The sequence below is a fragment of the Acidovorax sp. 210-6 genome (genome assembly GCF_010020825.1).
Taxonomy (GTDB): domain Bacteria; phylum Pseudomonadota; class Gammaproteobacteria; order Burkholderiales; family Burkholderiaceae_C; genus Simplicispira; species Simplicispira sedimenti.
Map to the genome: position 1 here is coordinate 935981 of NZ_JAACJE010000001.1, position 23917 is coordinate 959897.

Genomic DNA, 23917 nt, shown 5'->3' on the forward strand with positions numbered 1-23917 from the left:
TAGCTGAGGGGGTCTCATGCACGAATCCTGTTGCCACTGGTGATTACCCATGGCGCCCGGCCCTGTCACAACGGTTGGCGGCGCTGCGAACCCGTCGTGCCCGACTGCGTTTTCGGCGCGGCAACCACCCCCCCTTCATTTCCTGAACACCATCCCATGAGCTTGCGTATCTACAACACGCTGTCGCGTGCATTGGAGGATTTTTCCCCGCTCGAACCCGGCCATGTGCGCATGTATGTGTGCGGCATGACCGTGTACGACCTGTGCCATCTGGGCCATGCGCGCTCGATGGTGGCCTTCGACGTGGTGCAGCGCTGGCTGCGCGCCAGCGGCCTGCGCGTGACCTACGTGCGCAACATCACCGACATCGACGACAAGATCATCCAGCGCGCCGTGCAGAACGGCGAGACCATCCGCAGCCTGACCGATCGCATGATCGCGGCGTTGCGCGAGGACGCCGACGCCCTGGGTATCCAGCGCCCCGACCATGAACCTCGTGCCACCGACTACGTGCCGCAGATGCTGTCGCTGATCGGCCAGCTCGAAGGCAAGGGCCTGGCCTACCAGGCGGGCAATGGCGACGTGAACTACGCCGTGCGCAAGTTCCCCGGCTACGGCAAGCTTTCTGGCAAGTCGCTCGACGAGTTGCAGGCTGGCGAGCGCGTGGCCGTGCAGGAGGGCAAGGACGACCCGCTCGACTTCGTGCTCTGGAAGAGCGCCAAGCCCACCGAGCCCGCCGAGGTGAAATGGCCCAGCCGCTGGGGCGAGGGTCGGCCGGGCTGGCACATTGAATGCTCGGCCATGGGCTGCGAGCTGCTGGGGCAGAGCTTTGACATCCACGGCGGCGGCGCCGACCTGCAGTTTCCGCACCACGAGAACGAGATCGCCCAGAGCGAGGGCGCCCACGGCCAGCCGCTGGCGCGCTTCTGGATGCACAACGGCTTCATCAACGTGGACAACGAGAAGATGTCCAAGAGCCTGGGCAACTTCTTCACCATCCGCGATGTGCTCAAGGAGTACGACGCCGAGACAGTGCGCTTCTTCGTCGTGCGCAGCCACTACCGCAGCCCGCTGAACTACAGCGACATGCACCTGGACGACGCCCGCGCCGCGCTCAAGCGCCTGTACACCGCGCTGTCGCTGGTGGCGCCGGCCGAGGTGGCCATCGACTGGGCAGAGCCCCATGCCGCGCGCTTCAAGGCGGCCATGGACGAAGACTTTGGCACGCCCGAGGCCGTGGCCGTGCTGTTCGAGCTGGCGGGTGAAGTCAATCGCAGCCAGTCGGCGCAAGCCGCAGGCCTGCTCAAGGCCTTGGGCGGATGCCTGGGCCTGTTGCAGGGAAATCCGCAGGCCTTTCTGCAGGCCGGTGCGGGGTTCGACGAGGCCGCCATCCAGGCCCAGATCGCCGCGCGCGCTGCGGCCAAGGCAGCCAAGAACTTTGCCGAGGCCGACCGCATCCGCAAGGAGCTGCTGGAGCAGGGCATCGTGCTCAAGGACTCACCCACAGGCACCACCTGGGAAGCTGCGGCGTGATGTTTTTAAAGATGAAATTGGCTTCCAAGGCATATGGGGTAAGCGGTGCCAGCTACTAAAAAGATAGCGGTTGAGGCGTCCGGCCCGGCCTCGCCCGGCTATTGGGCCGAGGCGTGCAAGCACCTCATGAAGAAGGACCGGGTGATGAAGCGCCTGATCCCCCAGTACGGTGACGCCGTGCTGCAGTCACGCGGAGATGCCTTCGTCACGCTGGCGCGCAGCATCGTGGGTCAGCAGATCTCGGTCAAGGCCGCGCAGACGGTGTGGGAGCGCTTTGCCGCGCTGCCGCGTGCCATGACGCCCGCGGCCGTGCTCAAGCTCAAGATCGACGACATGCGGGCGGCGGGCCTGTCGGCACGCAAGGTCGAGTACCTGGTGGACCTGGCCCTGCATTTCGACGCGGGCAAGCTGCATGTGGACGGCTGGCACGGCATGGACGACGAGGCCATCATCGCCGAGCTGGTGGCGATCCGTGGCATCGGCCGCTGGACGGCCGAGATGTTCCTCATCTTCCACCTGCTGCGGCCCAACGTGCTGCCTCTGGACGACGTGGGGCTGATCAACGGCATCAGCCAGAACTATTTTTCCGGCGACCCGGTCAGCCGCAGCGACGCCCGCGAGGTGGCCCAGGCCTGGCAGCCCTGGTGCAGCGTGGCCACTTGGTATATTTGGCGCTCGCTGGACCCGCTGCCGGTGACGTATTGAAGATATGGAGTGGCACCCCCCTGAGGCGCTTTGCGCCTTCCCCCCGCTCTCGCGGCGCTGTGCGCTGCGGGCAGGGGGACGCTCCCGGCGCTGCGGAGCGGCCCTTGCGCGGGAGCCCTGGCCTGGGCAGCGCCGGTTTTGCCCGTAGCGCGCAGCGCATGGATATTTGAAAGACAAGAGGAGAACCATCTTGGCGAAAAAAACCTTCCTGGACTTCGAGTCCCCGATTGCCGAACTCGAAACCAAGATCGAAGAGCTGCGCTATGTGCAGACGGAAAGTGCGGTCGATATTTCCGACGAGATCGAGCAGCTCAGCAAGAAGAGTCAGCAGCTCACCAAGGACATCTACTCCAGCCTCTCGCCCTGGCAGATCACAAAAATAGCCCGCCACGCCGAGCGGCCCTACACGCTGGACTATGTGCGGGACCTGTTCACCGACTTCGTGGAGCTGCACGGCGACCGGCACTTTGCTGACGACCTGTCCATCGTCGGCGGCCTGGCGCGCTTCAACGGCCACGCATGCATGGTGCTGGGCCACCAGAAGGGACGCGACACCAAGGAGCGTGCTGCGCGCAATTTCGGCATGACGCGGCCCGAGGGCTACCGCAAGGCCCTGCGTCTGATGAAGACGGCCGAGAAGTTCAAGCTGCCCGTGTTCACCTTTGTGGACACGCCCGGCGCCTTCCCCGGCATCGACGCCGAGGAGCGCGGCCAGTCCGAAGCCATCGGCCGCAACATCTACGAGATGGCGCAACTCGAAGTGCCCATCATCACCACCATCATCGGTGAGGGTGGCTCGGGCGGCGCGCTGGCGCTCTCCGTGGCCGACCAGGTGTTGATGCTGCAGTACTCCGTGTACTCCGTCATCAGCCCCGAGGGCTGCGCTTCCATCCTCTGGAAGACCAGCGACAAGGCCCAGGAGGCGGCCGAGGCCCTGGGCATCACGGCGCACCGCCTCAAGGCGCTGGGTTTGGTGGACAAAATCGTCAACGAGCCCGTGGGCGGTGCCCACCGCGACCCCAAGCAAATGTCCTCGCTGCTCAAGCGTGCCCTGGGCGATGCTTTCCGCCAGGTGGCGGACCTGAAGGTGAAGGACCTGCTCGACCGCCGCTACGAGCGCCTGCAGAGCTACGGGCGCTTTACCGACACCAAGGCCGACCACTGATCTGGCGCAGGTGGGGCGCCATCGTGGCGCCAGGCCCACGGGCGCGTGCAAACCCGTGGGCAGCCAATTGCATCCAGATGTAATATCTTCTCCAAAGCCGCCTCAGCAGGCGGACATAGGAGAGCACCATGGCCATCCTCAAGACCCTGCGGGGTCAAATCTTGCTGATTTGTGTGGTCTGCCTGCTAGCGGGTCTGGGTGCCCTGGCCACGGCCAACTACCTATCGGTGCGCAGCCAGGCCTACAGCCAGCTCAGTGCCCAGTCGCGCGCATTGGCCCTGAGCCACACAGAGGCCCTGCGCGACTGGGTGCGCGCCAAGGCGGCCATCGTCCAGTCCTCGGCTGCCGTCCTCGAAGAGGCAGACCCGGCGCGCTACCTCAACATGCTGCAAAAGGCAGGCAGCTTTCACACCACCTACCTTGGTTACGCGGACAAGCGCACGGTGTTCTCCGAGCCGCAGAATTTGCCGCCCGACTACGATCCTACGGCCCGTCCCTGGTACCAGCAGGCTGCCGCGGCACAGGGGGGCATTCTGACGGCGCCCTATGCCGATGCGGGTGGTGCTGGCTTGGTGGTGACCTTTGCCCAGGCGGCGCGCCAGGGCAGTGACATCAAGGCGGTGATGGCGGGCGATGTCTCGCTGGCGGCGGTGGTGGCCAATGTGGCCTCGATCAAGCCCACCCCCTCCAGCTACGCCTTCCTGGTGGGGGGGGACGGCAACATCATCGCCCACCCGGAGGTGAAGCTGGCCCTGAAGCCAGCGGCAGAGCTTTCGCCCCAGTTGTCTGCGGCGGCATTGGCTGAAATGGCGCGCAGTGCCGAGCTCAAGGGCATGGACCTGCAGGGCCGCCCCGTGCTGCTGGCCGTCGCGCCGGTGGAGGGCACGGGCTGGATGTTGGCCATTGCGCTGGACAAGGCCGAGGCGCTGTCGGCCATCGGTACCATGCTGCAGGTGTCGGTGCTGACCGGGCTGGTGGTGCTGGTGGTGGCAGGTACGGTGCTGGCAGGCATTCTGGCGCAGCGGCTGCGGCGCCTGACGCAGGTGCGCGATGCCATGCGCAACATTGGTTCGGGCGAGGGCGACCTTTCGCGCCGCATCGACGCCCATGGCGAGGACGAACTGGCGCAGATTGCCGAGGGTTTCAACAGTTTTGCCAGCAAGCTCGCCGGCGTGCTGGTGCAGATCCGCGATGCCAGTGGCTCGGTACGCGTGGCCGCCGAAGAGATCGCCACTGGCAACCAGGACCTGAGCAGCCGCACCGAGCTGACGGCTTCCAGCCTGGAGGAAACCACCGCATCGATGCAGCAGTTGACCGAAACCGTGCGCCACAACGCCGATGCCGCGCGCCAGGCCAACCAGATGGTGGCCCAGGCCTCCACTGTGGCGCAGCGCGGAGGCCAGGTGGTGGGGGACGTGGTGCGCACCATGGATCAGATCAACGCCGCTTCGCGCAAGATCGAGGACATCATCCAGGTGATCGACGGCATTGCCTTTCAAACCAACATCCTGGCACTCAACGCCGCCGTGGAAGCCGCACGTGCCGGCGAGCAGGGGCGTGGCTTTGCCGTGGTGGCCAGCGAGGTGCGTGCGCTGGCAGGGCGCAGCGCCGAGGCGGCCAAGGAGATCAAGCAGCTCATTGGCACCTCGGTGGAGCAGGTCTCCAACGGCTCGCGCCTCGTCAACGATGCGGGCACCACCATGTCTGAAGTGGTGCAGGCCGTGCAGCGGGTGTCCGACATCATGGCCGAGATCGCGGCCTCGACCAACGAGCAAAGCACCAGCATTGCCGAGGTCGGACAGGCCGTGGGCCACCTGGACCAGATGACGCAACAGAACGCCGCCTTGGTCGAGGAAAGCGCCGCAGCGGCGCAAAGCCTCAAGGACCAGTCCGTGCGCCTGACCGAGGTGGTGGGGAGCTTCCGCCTGGCGTCGTGACGCGGATTTTCTCCCCTTGCGCAGGGGACTGAAGCGCGGCGCACCGCGCAGCCTGCGCGCTACCGCGCGTCCACGCAGGGCGACCTGTCGCACAATCAGCGCATGTGCACAGTGCAATTTTCTGGAGCCCGCCGGTGACCTTGGCGATCGATGAGGCCATGGCGGGGTTTGACCCCGTGCTGCCCCTGGCGGTCGCCTTCAGCGGCGGGGCCGATTCCACGGCCTTGCTGTTGGCCTGCGCGGCACGATGGCCGGGCCAGGTGGCGGCCGTCCATGTGCACCACGGTTTGCAGGACGCCGCCGACGCCTTCGAGCAGCAATGCACCACGCTGTGCCAGCGCCTGGGTGTGCCCCTGGTCGTGCAGCGTGTGGATGCGCGCGCGGCACCGGGGCAGAGCCCCGAGGATGCGGCACGCATTGCAAGATACCAGTGTATTGAAGCTGCAGCGCTTTCTGGTATTGCGGAGCTAGCTATCAAATCAATAGCATTGGCGCAGCATGCGGATGACCAGGTCGAAACCCTGCTGCTGGCCTTGTCGCGCGGTGCCGGGGTGGCGGGGCTGGCCTCCATGCCGGCGCATTGGCGGGCGGCGGGGCTGCATTGGTACCGTCCGCTGCTGCAAGTGCCCGGCGTCCATGTGCGCGACTGGCTGCGCGCGCGTGGCCAGGATTGGGTGGAAGACCCCAGCAACCAGAATCCGCAGTACACGCGCAACCGCATCCGTGCGCAACTGCTGCCTGCGCTGGAGGCCGCCTTCCCCGCGTTTCGCGATACCTTTGCCCGCAGTGCAGCACATGCCGCCCAGGCCAGCGAGCTGCTGCAGGAGTTGGCGGCGCAGGACCTGGCCCAGGTGGGCTGCCCGCCGCGCATTGCCGCGCTGCAACAACTGGGTCGAGCGCGCCAGGCCAATGTGCTGCGCCATTGGCTGCGCCAGGCACACCACACCACCCCCAGCGCTGCACAACTGCAGGCGCTGCTGTTGCAGCTCGACGCCTGCCGCACGCGCGGCCACCAGATCCATCTCAAGGCCGGGCGCGGGATGGTGGTACGCGATGGCGATGGCCTGCGTTGGTACAATCCCTGAGTTTTGGCCCCAACTGCACGAAGCCTGGCGGCGCCCACCAAAACAGTGTCCACCCCGCGCCGCAGCCACCGGATTCGTCACACAGCTCTCCCATGGCATTGATCGTTCACAAATACGGCGGCACCTCGATGGGTTCGCCCGAGCGCATCCGCAACGTCGCCAAGCGCGTGGCCAAATGGGCACGCGCAGGCCACCAGATGGTCGTGGTGCCCAGCGCCATGAGCGGCGAGACCAACCGCCTGCTGGCCCTGGCCAAGGAACTGGCGCCCGAGCGCGCCACGCAGGCCTACCACCGCGAGCTCGACATGCTGGCCGCCACGGGCGAGCAGGCCTCTTCGGCGCTGCTGGCCATTGCGCTGCAGGCCGAAGGCATGGAATCCGTCAGCTACGCCGGCTGGCAGGTGCCCATCCGCACCGACAGCAGCTACACCAAGGCACGCATCGAATCCATTGACGACCAGCGCGTGCGTGGCGACTTGGCCGCCGGCAAGGTGGTGATCGTCACCGGCTTCCAGGGCATCGACGAACACGGCCACATCACCACGCTGGGCCGGGGCGGCTCCGACACCTCCGCCGTGGCCGTGGCGGCCGCGATGAAGGCCGACGAGTGCCTGATCTACACCGACGTCGATGGCGTTTACACCACCGATCCGCGCGTGGCGCCCGCCGCCCGCCGCCTGACCACGGTGAGCTTCGAGGAAATGCTGGAAATGGCCAGCCTTGGCAGCAAGGTGCTGCAGATCCGCTCGGTCGAATTCGCCGGCAAGTACAAGGTGCCCATGCGCGTGCTCTCCAGCTTCACGCCCTGGGACATCGACATCAACGAAGAAGCCAAGTCCGGCACGCTGATCACTTTTGAGGAAGACGAAAAAATGGAACAAGCCGTCGTATCCGGCATCGCCTTCAACCGCGATGAAGCCAAGATTTCCGTGCTCGGCGTGCCCGACACCCCCGGCATCGCCTACCGCATCCTCGGCCCCGTGGCCGATGCCAACATCGAAGTCGATGTCATCATCCAGAACCTGAGCAAGGACGGCAAGACCGACTTCAGCTTCACCGTGCATCGCAACGACTATGCGCGCGCCATCGAGCTGCTCAAGGAAAAGGTCCTTCCGGCGCTGGGCGCCCAGGACGTGGTGGGCGACGCCAAGATCTGCAAGGTGAGCATCGTCGGTATCGGCATGCGCAGCCACGTGGGCGTGGCCAGCACCATGTTCCGCGTGCTGAGCGAAGAGGGCATCAACATCCAGATGATTTCCACCTCCGAAATCAAGACGTCGGTCGTCATCGACGAGAAGTATCTGGAGCTGGCCGTGCGTGCCCTGCACACGGCCTTCGACCTCGACAAGCCCGCAGAGTGAAAAACGGCCTCAAACTGAGGCATAATAGCGGGATTGCCTGGAAACGTGACCGAGTGGCCGAAGGTGCTCCCCTGCTAAGGGAGTATGGGGTGTAGAGCCTCATCGAGGGTTCGAATCCCTCCGTTTCCGCCAAGATTGACCCTAAGTGATTGATTCACTTAGGGTTTTTCTTTTGCGACCCTTCGCCCCGCCCAAACACCCGCCCAAAGTCAACCCGGTAGGCTTGCACTTGATTGCAGCGGGCATCGGCTAGCCTCAAGGTGTTGCGCTTGGCATGAACACATAGCCAGGATCGCTTGAAAAGTCGAAGCTAGACCGGATTGCCTTGCCCTTTGTCGGATGCAGGGTCACTGTCACCCGTAGACGCTTGCGACCAATAGGGCCGCATCACCATGACGGGTTGCGTTCTCGAAGGCAAACGCGTCTACAGCACCAACGCATTGAATTTTCTCCGCAGCAACGGGTAGTCACTGCCACCGTTCGATGCGGAGTAATCCTTAACCAAGGTAGTTAAATCTTCATCCGTTAGATGAACAATGAATCCGCGATGATCATGGGCCGTGTCGATGCAGCGCCTTGAAAGCAGATTTTCATTTTCGAGTGATCTACAGACAAGCAATCCAACTTGACCACGACTAGGGCCAAAACGCCCCGACAACTGATCAATTTCAGGGTTTTCTACTTCCTTGCCATAATTTTTACATTCCACAAAAATATGTGCAGCCGGATAATTTGAAGATAGCCAACGAAAAAATCCATCGCGCGAATTATTGACGTAAGTTATATCAATTCGCTTTCTGCCCTCATGAATTTTGGTCTGTTTCTGCGGGAATGAGAGCGATGGAAAAAACAGGGCACTGAGCAATGCTTCCACCGCATTTTCATAATCAGTGGCGCTGGTTTTTCCAGTAGGAATTTTTATCAAGTCTGACAATAATTTATCGAATCTCGGGTTGCTTATATTTTCAATTTCTGCCAACTGAACGTGCGATAGCGGTGTGGAAGTGCGACGAGCATCTTCCCGATATTTATCAAGTCCAGTAGGATGCTGAAGTGTTTTATCGGCAATAACTAGCTTGTCTACGCCATATTTTTCTTTTAGGTCTTTCTTTGTAACCCTTTTTCTGCCATCTAAGAGAACATGTACCAATCCAGAATTGATTGATTTTTCATGCTCTTGCATTAGAGGCAACAGATAGTGCGTGTAATATTTTGTCGAATCGTAGACAAATCGGTGGCGTACCGCAATTTTTGGTACAAGTAAAAGTGTTCCGTATTTGGTGGTTGGCAGTTCGACTAGAGAATCTTCCCATCGTCCACTGATCGGGTTCCACACGGGACCTGATGGAACTTGCTTATCCATAGGGATTCCATAGTAGTGACACATTTCCTGTGTATATCTAATTAAAGGCCCCCGGATAATATTGCATGTTGCATCGGAAATTCGATCAGGCCCAACTCCTTCTATGAATAAGCATGCATCCTCTAAGTCTTTAAGTAAGCCAGTAGACCCGGCTTTGCTCTTAGTCAGCGCCATCCAAAATCTAAGGGCAAAAACTGACCCTAAACCGCTGCCCTGAGAGCGCCCTTTGGAAAGCCCTAAGTGAAATTCATTGCGCTCTGAAAGACCTTCCAGCATAGCCAGCCCAGCGGCTTGGGAGTTATTTCTTACATGCTCAAGAAGATTTTCAAAAAAGTGCTGAAGCAATGATGTGCATTCTGATGCCCAAGTGGAGTCCATGCTGCGCAAGCGACTTGGATCAAGAAACACAGGAATATCATTCCCTATCGGCACATCAACAAAATCTAGAGTCGTTTGATCCCGACCAAGTTTGTAGTATGTTGAAACTCGTGTCTTCGGATTGACAGTCGCCATAAGCCTTCCCTCTCGCTTGATGCGCATAAGAATGCATCAGAATGTAGCAGCTTGGCCGGAAAGGGGAAGAGAATTAATATTGAATTGATCTTGGAGGCGTTGGCTACGCCGCCATTTGATCCGGTCACCACGGCAGGGACAGCCAGCTTTTGGGGTGCATGCAGGCTATCCTGCAATCAGTTGCAGGAGGGCGTCTATCCTTGCTGCTGAACTTACCGGGCAGGGGTGGTAAGAGTCTTCTTGGGTGCATCCATCCTACGCTCAACATCTTCAATCATTGTTGCAGGGCTGATTTCCAGCACCTTGCACAGCTTGAAGATGGTTCGCAGACTCGGGGACTTGCTGCCTAGCTCAAGCTGGCTGATGTAGTTGCGGGCAAGCTCTGCCTCAAAGGCCAACGCCTCTTGAGACAACGCCCGCTGATTGCGCATCTCGCGCAACGCACTACCAAAAGCCTTTTCCAGTCCTGTCATGTATGCCCACTAAAGTGAGCAAAGCATCTGGCTTTGTCGCGCTTCAGTCTTCCACCTATAGTTAGAATTGTGTGAACCAAGCTATGAGGAGTGATGCAGCATGGCAATGACAACGTGCAAGGAGTGCGGCAAGCAGGTCAGCACAGAGGCGAAGACTTGCCCGCACTGCGGGACATCGGCCCCCGCGAAGAAGAGCAAAGGCGGCATCGGCAAGTGGTTGCTGATCGTGTTCGCCATCGGGCTAGTTGCGGCGATCCTGCCCAAGAAGGACAAAGTGACGCCCGTTGCAAGCGCGCCGCAGAAAGCGCCTGCAGTGCGCGCCCCCGAAGCGCCAAAGGCACCCCCGCCAATCGAGGAAAAGCTGACTGAGGGGCAGCAAAAGGCGTTGGATGAAGTCAGGGCAAGCACTGCCCGACTCGCCAAACTGAGCGCTGACGCCCGCGAACAGTGGGATGCGGAAACCAAGGAAGATGCAAAGCTACTGCGCGGATGCCTAGAGCATCAGGTTTGTGACTCTGGCACCTACCCCCGACTACTGCGCGAAAAACCGCGCGCCTTTGTCAATGACATTCTTGGTGAACCTGCTTCGGTGCAGAACATCGGCGGGCGTGAAATCGAATACTTCAACGTTCCGACAACTGACGGGCGCAAGCGTGCAAGACTGCAACTGAGCTACAAAAATTTTGCAGTGGATAGCGTCAACGTCTATCAGTAGGCATTTCAAGCATCGCAAGCGACTCCTTCAAGGCGCTGGATTCGTCTAGGCTCTGATCCCGCCACCAGGGCAGGCAAAGCCAGTTGTTGAAAGATGGCTTGAAGGGGTCTTCAACGTAGCTTTGCAGCTTCCATCGCAAGTCATTGAAGGGCGGTAGGTCAACGTCATAGACCAGCACCTTGATGGCATCGCCAAAGCCGGGGGATGCTGCATTAATGATGGCGAAAAGGTCGGGGCCTGTCGGTAGGTCTTCCGTCTGCCCGCGCAAGCCCCATTGCAGGGCTACGGCTTCCCCCCATGCAATTGATTGCAGGATGCTATCGGGCAGCGTGTGCAGGACTTCAGGGTTCACCTTATACGCTGCTTTTGCTGCCTGCCATAGTTGCGCATCCGCCCACATTGCAAGTTGGGATGCACGAGCATCCGGTACGGTGGCAGCAATGACCCATGCCATGGCAGCGCGTGTAGCTGGGCTATGGCCCTTGCAATCGCCTTCCATGCGCTGGGCTTCAAAACGCTCTCGGGGATCGCTGCTGTATGGGGCGGCGGGCTTGAGGCGCGGGCTAGTGTTTGGGGCCGATTCCATGGGCTTCTTCCTGTTTCTTGAAGTGCTTCATCACACCTTCAAAAAGTGCGTTCGCGTCTTCAACTGGCGTGAGTGCGGGGGCTGGTAAATCCAGCGCTGCCCGTGCTGCTGACAATCGCACCTGTGCGGGGTGTTGTTCGTCCATGAGGTCAGACAAGGTATCCAGCGCCTTCAACCGTTGCACCTTCACGGCATAGAGGGAGTCAGCTTCTATGCTGGCTGTCACCTGCCCAAGCAAGGCACGGAATGCCGGTAGCTGGCCCCAGCGCGTGAGGGTGTGGGGCTCCATCCCCAGCGCCTTTGCAGTGGCCTTCCTGCTTGCCCCCGCTGCCAGCGCATACACGGCCTGAACCTGCTTTGCAGATAGGCCGGTAGGCTGTTTGTCGGTGGCTGGTGCTTGTTCCATGGGGCTGAACATTCCTGAACATTGGTGAAGGTGCGGCGGTCGCTGCAATCAATTGCAGCATGGCCGGTTAGCCCTTCAAGCTGGCACCAGACACGGCACGGAACCCGGTGTTATGGGGCAGGCTGTGGCCTTCATCCTTGCGTGCTGTGCCGCCCAAAATGGCAGCGGCCATGCGTCCCCCAAAATTCCGCAGCGCGTGGGCGTTGCCGATGCCACTACGGGCATCGGGTGCCGTGGATTTGTGAATGCGGCTGAAGGCGCTGCGCGACTGGTTGAACGCTGCGGCCTTGGCTTCGTCGCGTTGCTTGCCCATGGCGGCATCAATTGCGGCCTGCAAACTGGCGTAGGTCACGGGGTTGTCACGGCTTGCCGCTGGCAACGTGCTGGCCGGTTGTTTGGGCGTGTTGAACGCCTGCCGTGTAGGTTTGCCCCCGCTGGCCGGTGCGTGTGTATCTCGGGTGCTCGCTGCAATTGATTGCAGGGGCTGCACTGGCTTTGCAGGGGCAACTGGTACGGCTGGCGCTGGGGTGCCAATGTCACGGGAAACGCTCGCCCCCAAAATCTGCGCGAAACCGGGCAGATTTGCGGCCTTTTTAGCGGGCGCTTGGATTTTCTCGCCCTTCAGAACGGGGCGCAACGTGGTCAGGTCGATCATTTGATTTTCCCCTTCAGAAGATTTTTTGAGAATACGAAATGGGATGCGGTTTGCGCCACGAGAAACAAGGCTGATAAAGCGGACATCAGCATTTTTCAACTCTCGCGCAATGGTTTTAATTTTCATGACCCGATCCTTTGCGAATGTGCATGGTCATATTTTATCTGATCCATTGATTTAGTTCCACCATTTGGCCGTGCATTCGGTTAAGCGCTCTCGGTAGATTTTCCTGTAATGCTTTGATAATTGAGAAAATGCCATTGATGCACCATTATTTGATGCATTCTGAATGAATGACTGCCACTGTTTTTCTTTTGACAAAGCACGAGCCTTTGAAAAACTGGCAATGTGCAATGATTGGAAAGGATCTTCAAGCTGGTCTAAATCTCTTGCCAGAATTCCGGGGTGCCTCAATCTGACTTCCACTCTGACTAATGACGGGTATGGGCAGTGCTGCCCCTTTGCAATCAATTGCAGGCGCTTGTCATAAATCACAAATTGACGGGGGCTATCCTTGCCGCCAACGTAAATTGAACCCTTTTCAATGCCCTTTTGCCAAATGTCACCCTTTTTTGCGTGGGCAGTCCAGGGAAACAAGTCTTGCTTATTAACTCCGATAAAATCACGGGCAATCTCAAGGTAGGACATCTTTCCCATATCCATTGCATGATCCAGGCTGTAAACCGGGTCATGATCTGCGGCAAGGATGTTGAAGAGGGCTTGAAATTCTTCCCATGCTAGAGCGTATTCATTGCGGGCGATGTGATCCGGCCATAGCTCCCACTGCCAATATCGGTATTGCGTCTTGCTTATACCCGTGCTGACCTGTGCAATTGATTGGAGGCCACTCTTCAGCATCAAGCGTGATCCGTACTGCCCCCGCCAATGCTTCAGATTTGGAGAGTCTGCTACATCTGCAATCCCATGAAGGATAGACAGGGCTACGCTGTACTGATCTGGGTTCAAGGGTACAGTTATTTTCATTCTGTCTATCTTCCTTCTCTGCGCTATGACTACGGCCATGGCTGACCCTTTCATTCATTCCATGCTCTTCTTTTTACCCCTTCATCCTCTCTTTCATCTTCCCTAAACCCCCTTACTAGAGGATGGGATGATTTAAGAATGGGGCATTGTTATTGCCAGTGACTGGCTGTTATAATGGAGGCTCATTCCTTCTCTTGCTCAGAGAATTTCCCCCGTATGCCTGCCAGTATGCGGGGGATTTTTTTATCTAAGCCACTGCCGCATATTCTCGCTGTCGCGCCGTTGATATTGAAATGCACTTTGGACGAAGGAACGTCACAATCTCTTCTTCTCCACGCCCCAGTTTCAGCGCGGCCACCCTGTTCTTGGGAATCGTCGCCTTGATTAGCAGGGGGCGTCCTTCATTGCTATAGCGCGTGAGGTGCGGAAATTTCTCAGCCACATCACGATTAAGTGACCAGCTTGCACCCCACTTGTTGATTTCATAGCATCCTCGATAAATGGTCAACACATCGGGCAGTGCATCGAATGCGGCAATTTCTTTTGCATCCATCATTTGCCAGATCGGTGTGAGCGGCCAGTGATAGGTGACTGTCTCTCGAATTTCATCTAGATACGGCCCGATGTTGTCGCAGCACTCCCATGACTCCCCCAGCAAGTGCAGCCAGTCGTCGGCGTATAAATCAAAGGTGTGTTCAAGGAGTCGGGGAAGACGGCTGTAGCTATCTTCAAACAATAGCTCCTGCTCCATATATTCTCTGTCTGTCATTTCTGATTACTTCTCTCTGCAATTGATTGCAGACTTATCCTGCAACTATGGTGTTTTGTGTGGCGTGTTTTGCCTGCAATTCCGCATGGAAAGTGCGTAGGCAAGGAATCACGTCCCAATCGTCTGAATCAGCGGTTTCCAGATAGAAGCGCTTGCTAGGCGGTATATTAGGATCGCCCATAGCCCAATCACGTACGCGAAGGCCGCTATCTGCAAGCCACGCATTGCATTCACGCAATAGGCTTTTGAATGGGCGCTGCCCCAGCCGGGAAGTGCTGTTAGCCATTGCGCCACCTATTGCGAGGAAAAAATGAAGGGCGCAATCTCGGTGGTGATCCAATAGGGCGCGGGGCGCTCGCCGGTGCCTATGTGGCCCGCTGGTTTTGGGATTTTCCCCAGCTTGCGTAGTTTGTAGAACTGCGCACCAGACACGCCAAACAATGACAGCATATGACCCGTGCGTAAGCGCATTGGAAGGTCAAGGCGGATGCCGTCAACAGGAAGGCGCTTTGCCTGCCCTTTTTTTGGTTTCTCTGGCGTGGGGAGTGGTGCCGCTGGGGTAGCGGCTACGCTAACCGCTGCTGCGGTTGCTTGGGGCGCGGGTGCATCGCCCTTCTTGATAATCTTCAGTGCCATTTTTCTGCCTCATACAATCGAATACAGATTGCAAGGCTTCAGGCACAAAAAAGGAGTGCGCGGAAGCCCTACAGCTTCCCTCGGCACTCCATTGACTTATGAGGTTGCGCTAATTGTATCAAGTCCTCTACTGGCGTCAATAGTCACGCATTCACGCATTCACGGATTTCAACGGCAATATGTTTTCTCCCTGCGATTTTGGTAAATCGACATAATCCGCCCAATCCTGCATTAGTTTTCTGCGTTTTTCAATTTGGGTGCCGTGCATGTAGGCGGCTTCCACTTTGCTTTCCAGCGTGTGGGCGAGGGCTGTTTCCAACAGGTCACGGGGGTATGCGGTTTGCTCCCCGCCCCATGTGCGGAAGGTTGACCGGAAACCATGGGGGACTGCTTCAAGCTGCATGCGGCGCATGACTGCGGTCAGGGTCATGTCGGAAAGCACCTTGCCCCGTGGGGATGGGAAAACAAGGTCAGTGCCTGCCGTGGGCTCGATTGCTGCAATCAGTTGCAGGGCCTGCTTTGACAGTGGCACGGTGTGAGGCTTGCCTGCCTTCATGCGTTCTCCGGGGATAGTCCATAGTCCTTTCTTCAGGTCGAATTCTTCCCACGCTGCCCCGCGTACTTCCCCGCTACGGCTGGCGCATAGGATGGCGAATTCAAGGGCGCGGGCTCCCGTGCCGTCCTGCTGGCGCAGCGCCTGCATGAAGGGGTTCATTTCCCCGTGCGGGATTGACTTGTGGTGCTCGGTCTTCTGCACTTTGCCGGGATTCTTCAGGATCGCGTCTAGATGGCCTTTCCAGCGGGCAGGGTTGAGGCCATCGCGGTAGCCGTGGACTGTCGCCCAATCCAACACCTTTTCAACACGCCCACGAAGGCGGGACGCGGTTTCATTTTTGCAGTCCCATAGCGCGGCATTGCCCTTTTCTGCTTGCGGCTGGTTCAGCACATCCAGCACATGGGGCAGGGCAATTGATTGCACGGACAGTTTGCCAATGATCGGATTGGCGTAAGTCTCAAGCGTGCTACGCCATTGGGCGGCGTGCTTCGCGTTCTTCCATTGGCCTTCCATGCCAACGAGGTAGGCGTCCATGCACCAACTGAAGGTTTTCAATGCGGATTGCTGGGCAAGTAGCGCGGCCTTTGCCGCCTGCTTTTCTGCTACCGGGTCAACCCCCTTGCCGATGGCTTCCCGCGTGTCTCTGGCCTTGTTGCGGGCTTCGCTAAGGGAGATTGAGGGGTAGCCTCCCAAACCGATTTCCCGGCGCTTGCTGCCTGTTCTGACGCGAAGAATCCACGTCTTCCCGCCTGTGCTGCTGACTTCCAGAATCAGGCCAGCTACCCCGCCCACGGCATGCGCTCCGGGGGGAAGGTTCTTCACTTCCAGTGCGCTTAGTTCCTTGGCTACCTTTGGCATGCCTGCCCCTCCCGTGCGTTGATCTTGGCTTGAATGTGAATCGCTGTTTGGGAGTCGCATTGCGAGTTCTGCAATTGATTGCAGCGGGGTGTGTGGCTACCCGCCCAAACACCCGCCCAAAATTTTACGATAGAGGGTAGACTTCTGTAAATATCTGGATATATGTTTTTGGCTATTTTTCCTTGTGTGGCAACAAGTTAGCGCAACGATAGGAGATAACTAGAAACCTTCATAAATTCGATTCCGGCGGACTCCGTTTCCGCCAGAAATGCATCCTGTACCGTCCGGTACAGTCCAAAAAACCCCGCTAAGTCATTGACCAGCGGGGTTTTTTTCGTCCTGTACCGTCCTGATGCGTCCTGTTGAAGCCGGGGTTTTTTGGGGGTAGTCTTGGGGGTATATTTTCAGAAATGCCCTCAACCTCTCAAAAAATACCCCCTTTTCAGACCCTCCGAAACCACCGTTTGAACCATGGCTGGCCCGCTCTGAGATGGGACGTTGAGGAATCAGCGAGTCCCGGCACCGCTGCAACCTCCCCTGGGTCTTTGTTATCCAAAATGGCCCGTGGCCGGTCCAGCACCAGTCGCTGGGCTTCTTCCTTGCCCAGGGCAGATTCCAAGGTGGGAAGTGCGTCCGACATCACAGGGTTACGCTTGCTGGTGTTGTGGGCGTCACTGGCGATCAGATGAACCACTCCGTCGCCCAGTAATTTTTCGCTCCAATAGCGGGCGGGTTTGCCAAACTTTCCGACGATCGATCCTGCGGTCAGCTGCAACCATGCGCCTCGTCGGGCAAGCTCCAGAAATGCCGGGTAATGGTGCTCGATCCAGACCAAACGCTCGGGGTGTGTGATGACCGGTACATACCCGGCCGCCATGATTTGAAAAACAGAGTTCTCAAACTGAGGTGGAGCTACGTGGTGTGAAGGTTCCAACAAAAAATAGCGTGAACCATGCAAAGTTGGAACGCGTCCTTTGGACAACCCATCCAGCAGTTCTGGCACCAAATGTGCGTCAGCACCCACCACTAGTTTCAGGGGGATATGGAAAGTATCCAAAGCGTGCTGCAACTTGTCCCGTGCTGCATGAATGCCAGGGCTGTCGTTCATGTACAGCCCTGGGTAGATATGCGGCGTGCAAGCCATGACGGAAGTTCCGTCAGACACGGCAATTCGAGCCATTTCCAAGGAAACTTCCAGCGTCTTTGCACCGTCGTCAATGGCAGGCAGGATATGGGTATGCAGGTCAATCATTGGCGGGTCCAATGCCCAACGGGGTCAGTTTGAAATCATCAAAATACATCACTCCTGACATACCGGCACGTGCTTCCCACAGTGCAGAAGCCTCCAGTTGGAGCCGCACCATGCCAAAACACTCCGGCGGCACTTTAAAGCGGATCTCAAAACCTTGCCATTGCCGCTGTGTATCCTTGAGAGGCTCGGACTGCGCCCAGCGGTCTCCTCCCGCCGCGCAGCGCAGCACCCACGAAAGGCCTTCTTTGGAGCGCATGCGATCGCTCATATAGCGGCCTTCTAGTTTGAAGTTTTCACCCAGCACCAACATCGTTTGCCCAATCAATGACACCGGAAGCGATCCCCGAGCTGTCAACTCCAGTTCCAACATGGAACCCGCCCGTGGAGAAGCAGGAACCTGTGTTATTCGCATGCCCTGCTTGTTGGCAGCCTGCTGAGGCCATTCCCAATCGAAACCCCTTCGTAGAGACCGCTGGTCAAAGCCCGGGTTGTGCAACCCGCTGTCAACCTGCTGGCGCAAAGCCACCCAAAGCGTGTACGCGTCCATCCAGTCACCACTCGCTTTGAGCTTATCTACCATGTTCAGCACAGTTTGCGTTTTGACGACGCCCAACGCATGCCCTTCGCTTACAAACTGCTGTAGTAACACCGGCGGAGTTTTGGGGGGAGCAGTCGCCAGCATGGCGTCTAGCCAATAGGCGTTGTGATCGAGTTGACCCAGGACGGCCCCCTGCGTAGCAGGATTGAGCATAAGCTCCAAAAGATATTTGCGTGCGTCTGGGTTTCCACGCTCCACCAAACGAATCAAAGCCCTGGATGCAAGCGGCCAATCTTCTTTTGCCAAGCCGTCGGCAGCAAGAATGATCAACACCCGCGAGTCGTTGGGCGCAAGCGTCATCGCGTGCCGCAACATATCCTGTGCCAAGGGGTCTTGCTTCTTCCACAGTGCATACAGCAGGCGTGCGTAGGCCATCGCATCGCCTGGGTTTGCCTGAAGATGCTGCTGAAATATCTCAGGATGATTCACTCTATCCACCGGAGCAAGCAGGGTAGGGCAGCTTTCGTCCAAAGGCCACTCCTCAAGCCAGCAACCGCGCTCAATCTGCTGTGGCCAGGCCACCCAGCAGAGCACTCCGGCGACGCCCAGCCACAAACCCAACCAAAGCACCATCAAAACCGGTGATCGCTTGGTTGCAACAGTCATTCGCTTTCCCGGACGTCCAAAGTGGCAAGCATCGTTCCCTCTGCGGTGCCTTGGAATTCTGCCGTCACTCTGAATTTGAAAACTCTCTGATCAGCAGCGGACGATTTAGGCTGCACCACCACCGTGGTTTGCACATTCAGCACACCAGGTCTGGCGCTTTCAGTCCAATGTGATTGGCGCACCTGCAAGTCTGGGCTTTCATTCAGCAATTTCAGAGCGGGGGCAAGCAACGCGCCCTTTACCTTCATGCTCTTGAGGTGAGCATTCACACGACGCGCCTCTGAGGGGTTTTCCAGCCGGGTGACCAGTTCTGACAAATACATGCGCGCGCCCTCTGCATCCACGGTCCAGGCCGTGGTGGCAGGCTGTGTTGCTGGTGCCGGACTGACCGCAGCAGGTGCTGGTGCTGGTGCTGGTGCTGGTGCTGGTGCTGGTGCTGGTGCTGGTGCTGGTGCTGGTGCTGGTGCTGGTGCTGGTGCTGGTGCTGGTGCTGGTGCTGGTGCTGGTGCTGGTGCTGGTGCTGGTGCAGGTGCAGGTGCAGGTGCAGGTGCAGGTGCAGGTGCAGGTGCAGGTGCAGGTGCAGGTGCAGGTGCAGGTGCAGGTGCAGGTGCAGGTGCAGGTGCAGGTGCAGGTGCAGGTGCAGGTGCAGGTGCAGGTGCAGGTGCAGGTGCAGGTGCAGGCGCATTCATTGCAACACGCTGTGCCACAAAGTCTTCCGTGCGAGCTTGGCTCAGAGAGTGTTTTCTGTCTGGCGCTGAAGCTACGGCAGGTGCAGACGACACGGCGCCGCTGGAATTTGCTCTCATTGACTTCGAAGCTGTGCCCACACCATCACGCACAGCACGAGTGTCGTCCGAGGGCTGGGCCACACTCAGGTTATGGCTCATCGCAAGCTGGTGCCTATCCGAAGGCGACGCTCCTGCAGGGCGTGCCTGTACGGGCAGCGATCCTGGGGCACGGGCCACAATCAGCATGCGACTGGAATCGTTGGTTTCCTGTGCTGCCCACAGAAGCACGCCTGCCACCACAACCCCAACACTGCCCAAGGCCAGTGCCGCCCGCAGCGCCTTGGGGTGCTGTGCTTTGAGCATGTGCATTTGCTCTTGCCAGCCGTGCTGGTGCTCCACCACTCTGGAAACGGGGCGCGCCGCCGTTGGAGGCACCACAGTGGCTCCGCCCATTTGACCGCTCAATAATTGTTCGTCATACCTTTCGCGCAACGCAGGCGTGGTCAACACCTCATGGGCCCGGTTCACCAAGCTGGCGGCATTGGTGGGAAGGCCCTTTACACCCATGTCTGGGTGCGCCAAACGAATCATGGTGCGGTACCTGGCTCGGACCTCCTCAGCTGGGTAGTCGCGCTGCTGCAAACCAAGCACTTGGTAATGAGTGCAGTCCGGCACAAAGCAAGCCCGCTGAATGAACAACACTGCTGCCGCACGCAAGTCTTCAGCTTGCAATTGCAGGTTTGGAGGAATGCGGTTGAGAGCCCATTGGGCCACCACGTCAAACTCGTCAAAAAGTTCTCGCGGCTCCCGCAGGCGCAATAGGTAGTTGCCGGGTGCGCGTCCAAAGTCCAGCAGCAAGCCCGCCAGTCGATCCATATTCACCTTTACAACCTTCGTACTGTTGCCGTTCAGCTCTCGTACGCCATGGGCTGGGTTTTAGGCCCCTTGGCGTCAGCCTTATCGGCCGTACCAGCGCCATAGCCGTAGTAGTTGTCGTAGGTGTAATAGGCCGTGTTCTGAGCCGTTGTCTTGGTCAGAACCACGCCGCGCGGCACAATCCCCGCCATGCGCAGACGGCGGAAGGCGTCCTTGATGTGGCTCTTGCGCGTCTGGCTGGCCTGTGCCACGTACAGCACATCGGGTACCTGGTTGCCCAGCACCACCGCATCGGCCAAACCCAGCACGGGCGGGCCGTCCAGAATAATGAACTGTGCACCTCCGGCCTGCAGCAAATCCATCAATTCGCCCAGTTTCGGGCCCGTGAGCAAGTCCACCGGGCTGGGTGGAATTGGGCCTGCAGTGATGATGTCCAGGTTCGGAATCTCCGTCACCTGCATCAACTCCCCAGCAGCGCAATGGCCCGACAGAAAGCTCGACAACCCCCTGTTATTGCCCAGCGCCATGTACTTGTGTACCGTGGGGTTGCGCATATCAGCATCAATCAACACCGTTTTCAGGCCCAACTGCGCAAAATTGATGGCCAATGCCAAAGAAGTGGTGGACTTGCCCTCGTTCTTGGCCGTACTGGTCACCACCAGCCTGCGTGGTGCACCTTCAGAGGTAGAAAACTGCAGCGCCGTGCGAACCGATCGGTAAGCCTCCGCAAAATGCCCGCGTGGGTCGTGTTGGGCCAGCATCGCCATGCTCGTCGTCAGGTCGCCCTTCTGCTTGATTTTGGGAATCACGCCTAGTAGCGGCACCATCAGCGTTTTTTCCACCTCATCGGCAAACTTTATCGAATCGTCCAGCGACTCCATCAAGAACACCAGGCCCAGCCCCAACACCAAGCCAGCCAGCAGACCAATAGCGGTGTTCAGCGCAATTTTTGGCTTGTACGGGAACAGGGGTACCTCTGCCTTGTCCACCACCTGGATGTTGTTGGTCTCTACCCCGCCAGCCACGCCCACCTCTTTAACCTGCTGCAGCAGCCCGTTGTAAAGCTCGCGGTTGGTATCCACCTCGCGCTTGAGCAGGTTGTAATCCACACTCTGGTCTTGCCCTTGCACAATTTGGCGGCGGGTTTCTTCCAGGCGCGAGCGCAGCAGAGCCTCTTGGCGCTTGGTCATCTGCAGGTAGTTGCCTACCGAGGCCAGAATGCTGCTCACCTCTGTCTGAATTTTTGCGTCCAGGTCATTGATCTGGGCACGCAATTGCTGCATCTTCGGAAAGTCGTCCTTGTAGATTTTGGCGCTTTGCTCGTACTCGGCATCCAGCTTGCTCCGCTGCGCCTTGTAGTCTTGAATGGTCTTGCTCTCCAGCACCTGGCGGGCAGTATCTGGTGTCTTGCGCACCGCCTCGTACTCAGAATCTGCCTTGATCCGTTCTTGCTCCACTTTGGCCAAAGCGGCAGAAAACTCAGTAAAGGTCTGGTTGATGACGTTGGTCTTTTCGTCCAAGGTCAAGATGTTGCGCTCGCGCGCAAACTGGTTCAACTTGCGCTCAGACTCTTCAAGCCGCGCCTTGGTCAGGGACAACTGGGTTTCCAAAAAAGTCTTGGCATAGGACGAAGACTCCAATCGCCGCTCCAAATTGAGCGCGATAAACGCCTGCGTGATCGAATTGGCAATGCGCGCTGCCAACTGGGGGTTGGGGTTTTCGACGTTCACCTTGATCATGCGCGTGTTGCGCACCAGCTCCATCGATACCGATCGGGTGAACGCTTTGTAAACCTCTTCGCGGCTCAGGCGCTCATTGCTGCTGGTGGCGGGTTGGCTGATCTTTTCCCAGCTCTGCCTGATTTTGTCCAGCATGCCTGTGCCGGTTTCGGCTGCCTCGGCGTCAGAAGCAGCATCTTCCTGCGCAACTGTGGCTGGCACAGTTTGGGGCAGGCTGCCCACACGGTCGAGGCGCAACTCGTCTATCACACGCTCAGCCAACACGCGGCTTTTCAGCAACTCCAACTGCGTGCCCAGGCCGGTGCGGTCGTCCAAGTCTGCGCTGGGGTCCGCCTCCTGGTTGAACTTGACCACCTTGGCCGCACGCTTGTCCACCTGCACTGTGGTCGTAGCCAGGTACAAGGGTGTACGAATAAAGCTCAACAGCAACGCTGCGAGCAACCCCGCCACGGCCATGGATACCAGCAACCACTTGTGCTTGACAATCAGGCGCCAAATGGCGCGCAGGTCAATCACATCACTGTCGTCATCCTCGGGCTCGGGGGCGCGGCGCTCCTGGGGCATGCCCAGGCCATAGTTGCCGCGCAAGGTCAACGCCTGCTGTGCAGGCTGGCCAGGGTGGGGGGCAGGCAGGTGCGGGTTGGGGGGCTGGCGGTTGTCGGGCATCAGGGCTCAGTCCAGAAAAAAGGCTTTATTGGGGGGGCAGTGGCCAGGCCATGGGGCTACTATGCAGGCATCGGCATGCCACTGCCGGGCGGGCAAGGGCGGTACCATCAGCGCGCAATGTTGTTCACGCTGTTGGAAAACGGGTTGAGTATGTCCACCAAGTCGCGGAATACCGAGTCGCGCAGCGCAGCCCGCTGGGTATCGCGGTTGACTACCACAACATCGTCGCTTTGCAGCAAAGGGTCGGGCGCCTCGCCCAGGCGAATTTTGAGCACATCGTGCTTCTCCACCAAGCTCTGGCCCTGGGGGGTAATGCGAAACAGCATCACCTGCTCCAGGTTGGCCAGTTGTGAGCCACCGCCCGCCAGCGCCAGCGCGCGCAGCAGCGTAATTTGCCCGGTCAGCGGGTAAATGCCGGGCTTGACCACCGCGCCATCCAGCGTAATGCGCTGCGTGGTGAACTCTTTGATAAAAATGGAAATTTGCGGATCTTGCAGGTACTTGCTGCCGTACTGCAGCGCAATCAGCGCCTCGGCGTCTGACGGGGTGAGCCCTGCCACCTGCACCATCCCCACCAAGGGCAGCGACACATGGCCCGTGGAGTTGACACGCACCGTGCGCTTGAGCTCGGTCACCCCAAACACCTCTACCTCCAGCAGGTCGTTAGGAGTGATTTTGTAGTCTGCACCTATGGCTGCAGGCTTGGCATCGGCCACACCCGCCGCCCCCAGCGGGGCCACTTGCTCGGCCGCAATGGGCTTGATGGGTATGGCCTGCGAGGGCTCCATGCCCTGGGCGCTGGCGGGCGGCGTGTTGGCCTGCGCCCAGGCGGCAGCGCCGCTCAGCGCCAGGCACAGCAGGGCACCAACCCATTGGCCAGCCTGTAGAGGCGCGCTTAAAAAGTGTGTTCGCATTCCGGTTCCAGTCAAACTCTACCAAGGTGCCAAGGCAACCAGGGCCTGCAAGCGGTCCATTCTATCGCCGATGCAGCCGCACAAAGCATACGGCATGCCAACTTGCTGCAACGCACAAAACCAGCCTTGCTCGGCGGCCATTGCACATATTGCTGCCCGGTGTGGTGGCTGATTGAAGTTGCCTATATGTCATGCCGCCGCATGGCGCAGCCAGTATGATGCATTTGCGGTGCATCAG

General features: G+C 58.8%; 22 protein-coding genes and 1 tRNA gene. 9 read left to right on the forward strand and 14 right to left on the reverse strand.

All coding sequences use genetic code 11. The annotated features are described in order from the left end of the window. The first annotated feature begins 156 nt into the window (after positions 1 to 156). From cysS to GWK50_RS04430, 7 genes are all read left to right on the forward strand, one after another. Entirely contained in the window at positions 157 to 1533 is a 1377-nt protein-coding gene (gene cysS / locus GWK50_RS04400) for a cysteine--tRNA ligase (protein WP_162015477.1), read from the forward strand. A gap of 45 nt (positions 1534 to 1578) precedes the next feature. Beyond that, positions 1579 to 2238, forward strand: a complete 660-nt coding sequence (locus GWK50_RS04405; RefSeq protein WP_341474739.1) for a DNA-3-methyladenine glycosylase 2 family protein — start codon at positions 1579 to 1581, stop codon at positions 2236 to 2238. 190 nt (positions 2239 to 2428) lie between these two features. Next, positions 2429 to 3403 (forward strand): acetyl-CoA carboxylase carboxyltransferase subunit alpha, encoded by a 975-nt coding sequence (locus tag GWK50_RS04410; RefSeq protein WP_162015479.1) that lies wholly within the window; start codon positions 2429 to 2431, stop codon positions 3401 to 3403. 128 nt (positions 3404 to 3531) lie between these two features. Beyond that, positions 3532 to 5340, forward strand: coding sequence for a methyl-accepting chemotaxis protein (locus GWK50_RS04415; protein WP_162015480.1), 1809 nt, complete (start codon positions 3532 to 3534; stop codon positions 5338 to 5340). A 134-nt stretch (positions 5341 to 5474) separates the two neighbouring features. Then, the gene (gene tilS / locus GWK50_RS04420; RefSeq protein WP_162015481.1) at positions 5475 to 6425 is read left to right on the forward strand and encodes a tRNA lysidine(34) synthetase TilS; all 951 of its coding nucleotides are present in this window, start codon (positions 5475 to 5477) and stop codon (positions 6423 to 6425) included. Positions 6426 to 6517: 92 nt separating this feature from the next. Then, positions 6518 to 7786 carry an aspartate kinase gene (locus tag GWK50_RS04425; RefSeq protein ID WP_162015482.1) on the forward strand — a complete coding sequence of 423 codons (1269 nt, stop codon included), beginning with the start codon at positions 6518 to 6520 and terminating at the stop codon, positions 7784 to 7786. A gap of 39 nt (positions 7787 to 7825) precedes the next feature. After that, positions 7826 to 7918 (forward strand) — tRNA-Ser (locus GWK50_RS04430). A 292-nt stretch (positions 7919 to 8210) separates the two neighbouring features. Here the strand turns inward: GWK50_RS04430 and GWK50_RS04435 are convergent. Both GWK50_RS04435 and GWK50_RS04440 read right to left on the reverse strand, forming a co-directional pair. After that, positions 8211 to 9662 (reverse strand): hypothetical protein, encoded by a 1452-nt coding sequence (locus GWK50_RS04435; RefSeq protein WP_162015483.1) that lies wholly within the window; start codon positions 9660 to 9662, stop codon positions 8211 to 8213. Positions 9663 to 9874: 212 nt separating this feature from the next. Further along, complete coding sequence (locus tag GWK50_RS04440; RefSeq protein WP_162015484.1) at positions 9875 to 10135, reverse strand: helix-turn-helix transcriptional regulator; 261 nt, start codon at positions 10133 to 10135, stop codon at positions 9875 to 9877. Between the two features lie 100 nt (positions 10136 to 10235). Between GWK50_RS04440 and GWK50_RS04445 the strand changes: the two genes are divergently transcribed. After that, positions 10236 to 10850 (forward strand): zinc ribbon domain-containing protein, encoded by a 615-nt coding sequence (locus GWK50_RS04445; protein WP_162015485.1) that lies wholly within the window; start codon positions 10236 to 10238, stop codon positions 10848 to 10850. Here GWK50_RS04445 and GWK50_RS04450 read toward each other — a convergent pair. The 10 genes from GWK50_RS04450 to GWK50_RS19790 all read right to left on the reverse strand — a co-directional run bounded on the left by GWK50_RS04450 (position 10834) and on the right by GWK50_RS19790 (position 19100). Beyond that, entirely contained in the window at positions 10834 to 11304 is a 471-nt protein-coding gene (locus GWK50_RS04450; protein WP_162015486.1) for a hypothetical protein, read from the reverse strand. The genes GWK50_RS04445 and GWK50_RS04450 overlap by 17 nt on opposite strands. 109 nt (positions 11305 to 11413) lie before the next feature. Beyond that, the gene (locus GWK50_RS04455; RefSeq protein WP_162015487.1) at positions 11414 to 11842 is read right to left on the reverse strand and encodes a helix-turn-helix domain-containing protein; all 429 of its coding nucleotides are present in this window, start codon (positions 11840 to 11842) and stop codon (positions 11414 to 11416) included. Between the two features lie 67 nt (positions 11843 to 11909). Further along, entirely contained in the window at positions 11910 to 12623 is a 714-nt protein-coding gene (locus tag GWK50_RS04460; protein WP_162015488.1) for a hypothetical protein, read from the reverse strand. Positions 12624 to 12674: 51 nt separating this feature from the next. Next, on the reverse strand, positions 12675 to 13481 hold the full coding sequence (locus GWK50_RS04465; RefSeq protein ID WP_162015489.1) for a replication initiation factor domain-containing protein: 807 nt from the start codon (positions 13479 to 13481) through the stop codon (positions 12675 to 12677). A 247-nt stretch (positions 13482 to 13728) separates the two neighbouring features. Then, positions 13729 to 14250: a hypothetical protein gene (locus tag GWK50_RS04470; RefSeq protein WP_162015490.1), complete on the reverse strand. Its 522-nt coding sequence runs from the start codon at positions 14248 to 14250 to the stop codon at positions 13729 to 13731. 294 nt (positions 14251 to 14544) lie between these two features. After that, positions 14545 to 14886, reverse strand: a complete 342-nt coding sequence (locus GWK50_RS04475; RefSeq protein ID WP_158384518.1) for a hypothetical protein — start codon at positions 14884 to 14886, stop codon at positions 14545 to 14547. Between the two features lie 151 nt (positions 14887 to 15037). Continuing rightward, positions 15038 to 16300: a site-specific integrase gene (locus GWK50_RS04480; RefSeq protein ID WP_162015491.1), complete on the reverse strand. Its 1263-nt coding sequence runs from the start codon at positions 16298 to 16300 to the stop codon at positions 15038 to 15040. Between the two features lie 442 nt (positions 16301 to 16742). Further along, a complete protein-coding gene (locus tag GWK50_RS04485; protein ID WP_162015492.1) occupies positions 16743 to 17552 on the reverse strand; it encodes a CpsB/CapC family capsule biosynthesis tyrosine phosphatase in 810 nt (269 codons plus the stop codon). After that, complete coding sequence (locus GWK50_RS04490; RefSeq protein ID WP_162015493.1) at positions 17545 to 18756, reverse strand: hypothetical protein; 1212 nt, start codon at positions 18754 to 18756, stop codon at positions 17545 to 17547. The genes GWK50_RS04485 and GWK50_RS04490 overlap by 8 nt, the downstream gene beginning before the upstream one ends. After that, positions 18753 to 19100, reverse strand: a complete 348-nt coding sequence (locus GWK50_RS19790; protein WP_242455290.1) for a hypothetical protein — start codon at positions 19098 to 19100, stop codon at positions 18753 to 18755. Before GWK50_RS19790 ends, GWK50_RS04490 begins: the two co-directional genes overlap by 4 nt. A gap of 59 nt (positions 19101 to 19159) precedes the next feature. On the opposite strand from GWK50_RS19790, the gene GWK50_RS19795 reads away from it, so the two are divergent. Then, the gene (locus GWK50_RS19795) at positions 19160 to 19843 is read left to right on the forward strand and encodes a hypothetical protein (RefSeq protein WP_242455291.1); all 684 of its coding nucleotides are present in this window, start codon (positions 19160 to 19162) and stop codon (positions 19841 to 19843) included. 549 nt (positions 19844 to 20392) lie between these two features. Here GWK50_RS19795 and GWK50_RS04500 read toward each other — a convergent pair. Further along, positions 20393 to 22765, reverse strand: a complete 2373-nt coding sequence (locus GWK50_RS04500) for a polysaccharide biosynthesis tyrosine autokinase (RefSeq protein ID WP_162015495.1) — start codon at positions 22763 to 22765, stop codon at positions 20393 to 20395. A 107-nt stretch (positions 22766 to 22872) separates the two neighbouring features. After that, on the reverse strand, positions 22873 to 23679 hold the full coding sequence (locus GWK50_RS04505) for a polysaccharide biosynthesis/export family protein (protein ID WP_162015496.1): 807 nt from the start codon (positions 23677 to 23679) through the stop codon (positions 22873 to 22875). Positions 23680 to 23917 lie beyond the last annotated feature (238 nt).

Coding starts and splice junctions, on each gene's coding strand:
- cysS (WP_162015477.1), top strand. CDS start 157: ATGAGCTTGCGTATCTACAACACGCTGTCGCGTGCATTGGAGGATTTT.
- GWK50_RS04415 (WP_162015480.1), top strand. CDS start 3,532: ATGGCCATCCTCAAGACCCTGCGGGGTCAAATCTTGCTGATTTGTGTG.
- GWK50_RS04425 (WP_162015482.1), top strand. CDS start 6,518: ATGGCATTGATCGTTCACAAATACGGCGGCACCTCGATGGGTTCGCCC.
- GWK50_RS04435 (WP_162015483.1), bottom strand. CDS start 9,662: ATGGCGACTGTCAATCCGAAGACACGAGTTTCAACATACTACAAACTT.
- GWK50_RS04440 (WP_162015484.1), bottom strand. CDS start 10,135: ATGACAGGACTGGAAAAGGCTTTTGGTAGTGCGTTGCGCGAGATGCGC.
- GWK50_RS04445 (WP_162015485.1), top strand. CDS start 10,236: ATGGCAATGACAACGTGCAAGGAGTGCGGCAAGCAGGTCAGCACAGAG.
- GWK50_RS04450 (WP_162015486.1), bottom strand. CDS start 11,304: ATGGCATGGGTCATTGCTGCCACCGTACCGGATGCTCGTGCATCCCAA.
- GWK50_RS04455 (WP_162015487.1), bottom strand. CDS start 11,842: ATGGAACAAGCACCAGCCACCGACAAACAGCCTACCGGCCTATCTGCA.
- GWK50_RS04460 (WP_162015488.1), bottom strand. CDS start 12,623: ATGAAAATTAAAACCATTGCGCGAGAGTTGAAAAATGCTGATGTCCGC.
- GWK50_RS04465 (WP_162015489.1), bottom strand. CDS start 13,481: ATGAAAATAACTGTACCCTTGAACCCAGATCAGTACAGCGTAGCCCTG.
- GWK50_RS04470 (WP_162015490.1), bottom strand. CDS start 14,250: ATGACAGACAGAGAATATATGGAGCAGGAGCTATTGTTTGAAGATAGC.
- GWK50_RS04475 (WP_158384518.1), bottom strand. CDS start 14,886: ATGGCACTGAAGATTATCAAGAAGGGCGATGCACCCGCGCCCCAAGCA.
- GWK50_RS04480 (WP_162015491.1), bottom strand. CDS start 16,300: ATGCCAAAGGTAGCCAAGGAACTAAGCGCACTGGAAGTGAAGAACCTT.
- GWK50_RS04485 (WP_162015492.1), bottom strand. CDS start 17,552: ATGATTGACCTGCATACCCATATCCTGCCTGCCATTGACGACGGTGCA.
- GWK50_RS04490 (WP_162015493.1), bottom strand. CDS start 18,756: ATGACTGTTGCAACCAAGCGATCACCGGTTTTGATGGTGCTTTGGTTG.
- GWK50_RS04500 (WP_162015495.1), bottom strand. CDS start 22,765: ATGCCCGACAACCGCCAGCCCCCCAACCCGCACCTGCCTGCCCCCCAC.
- GWK50_RS04505 (WP_162015496.1), bottom strand. CDS start 23,679: ATGCGAACACACTTTTTAAGCGCGCCTCTACAGGCTGGCCAATGGGTT.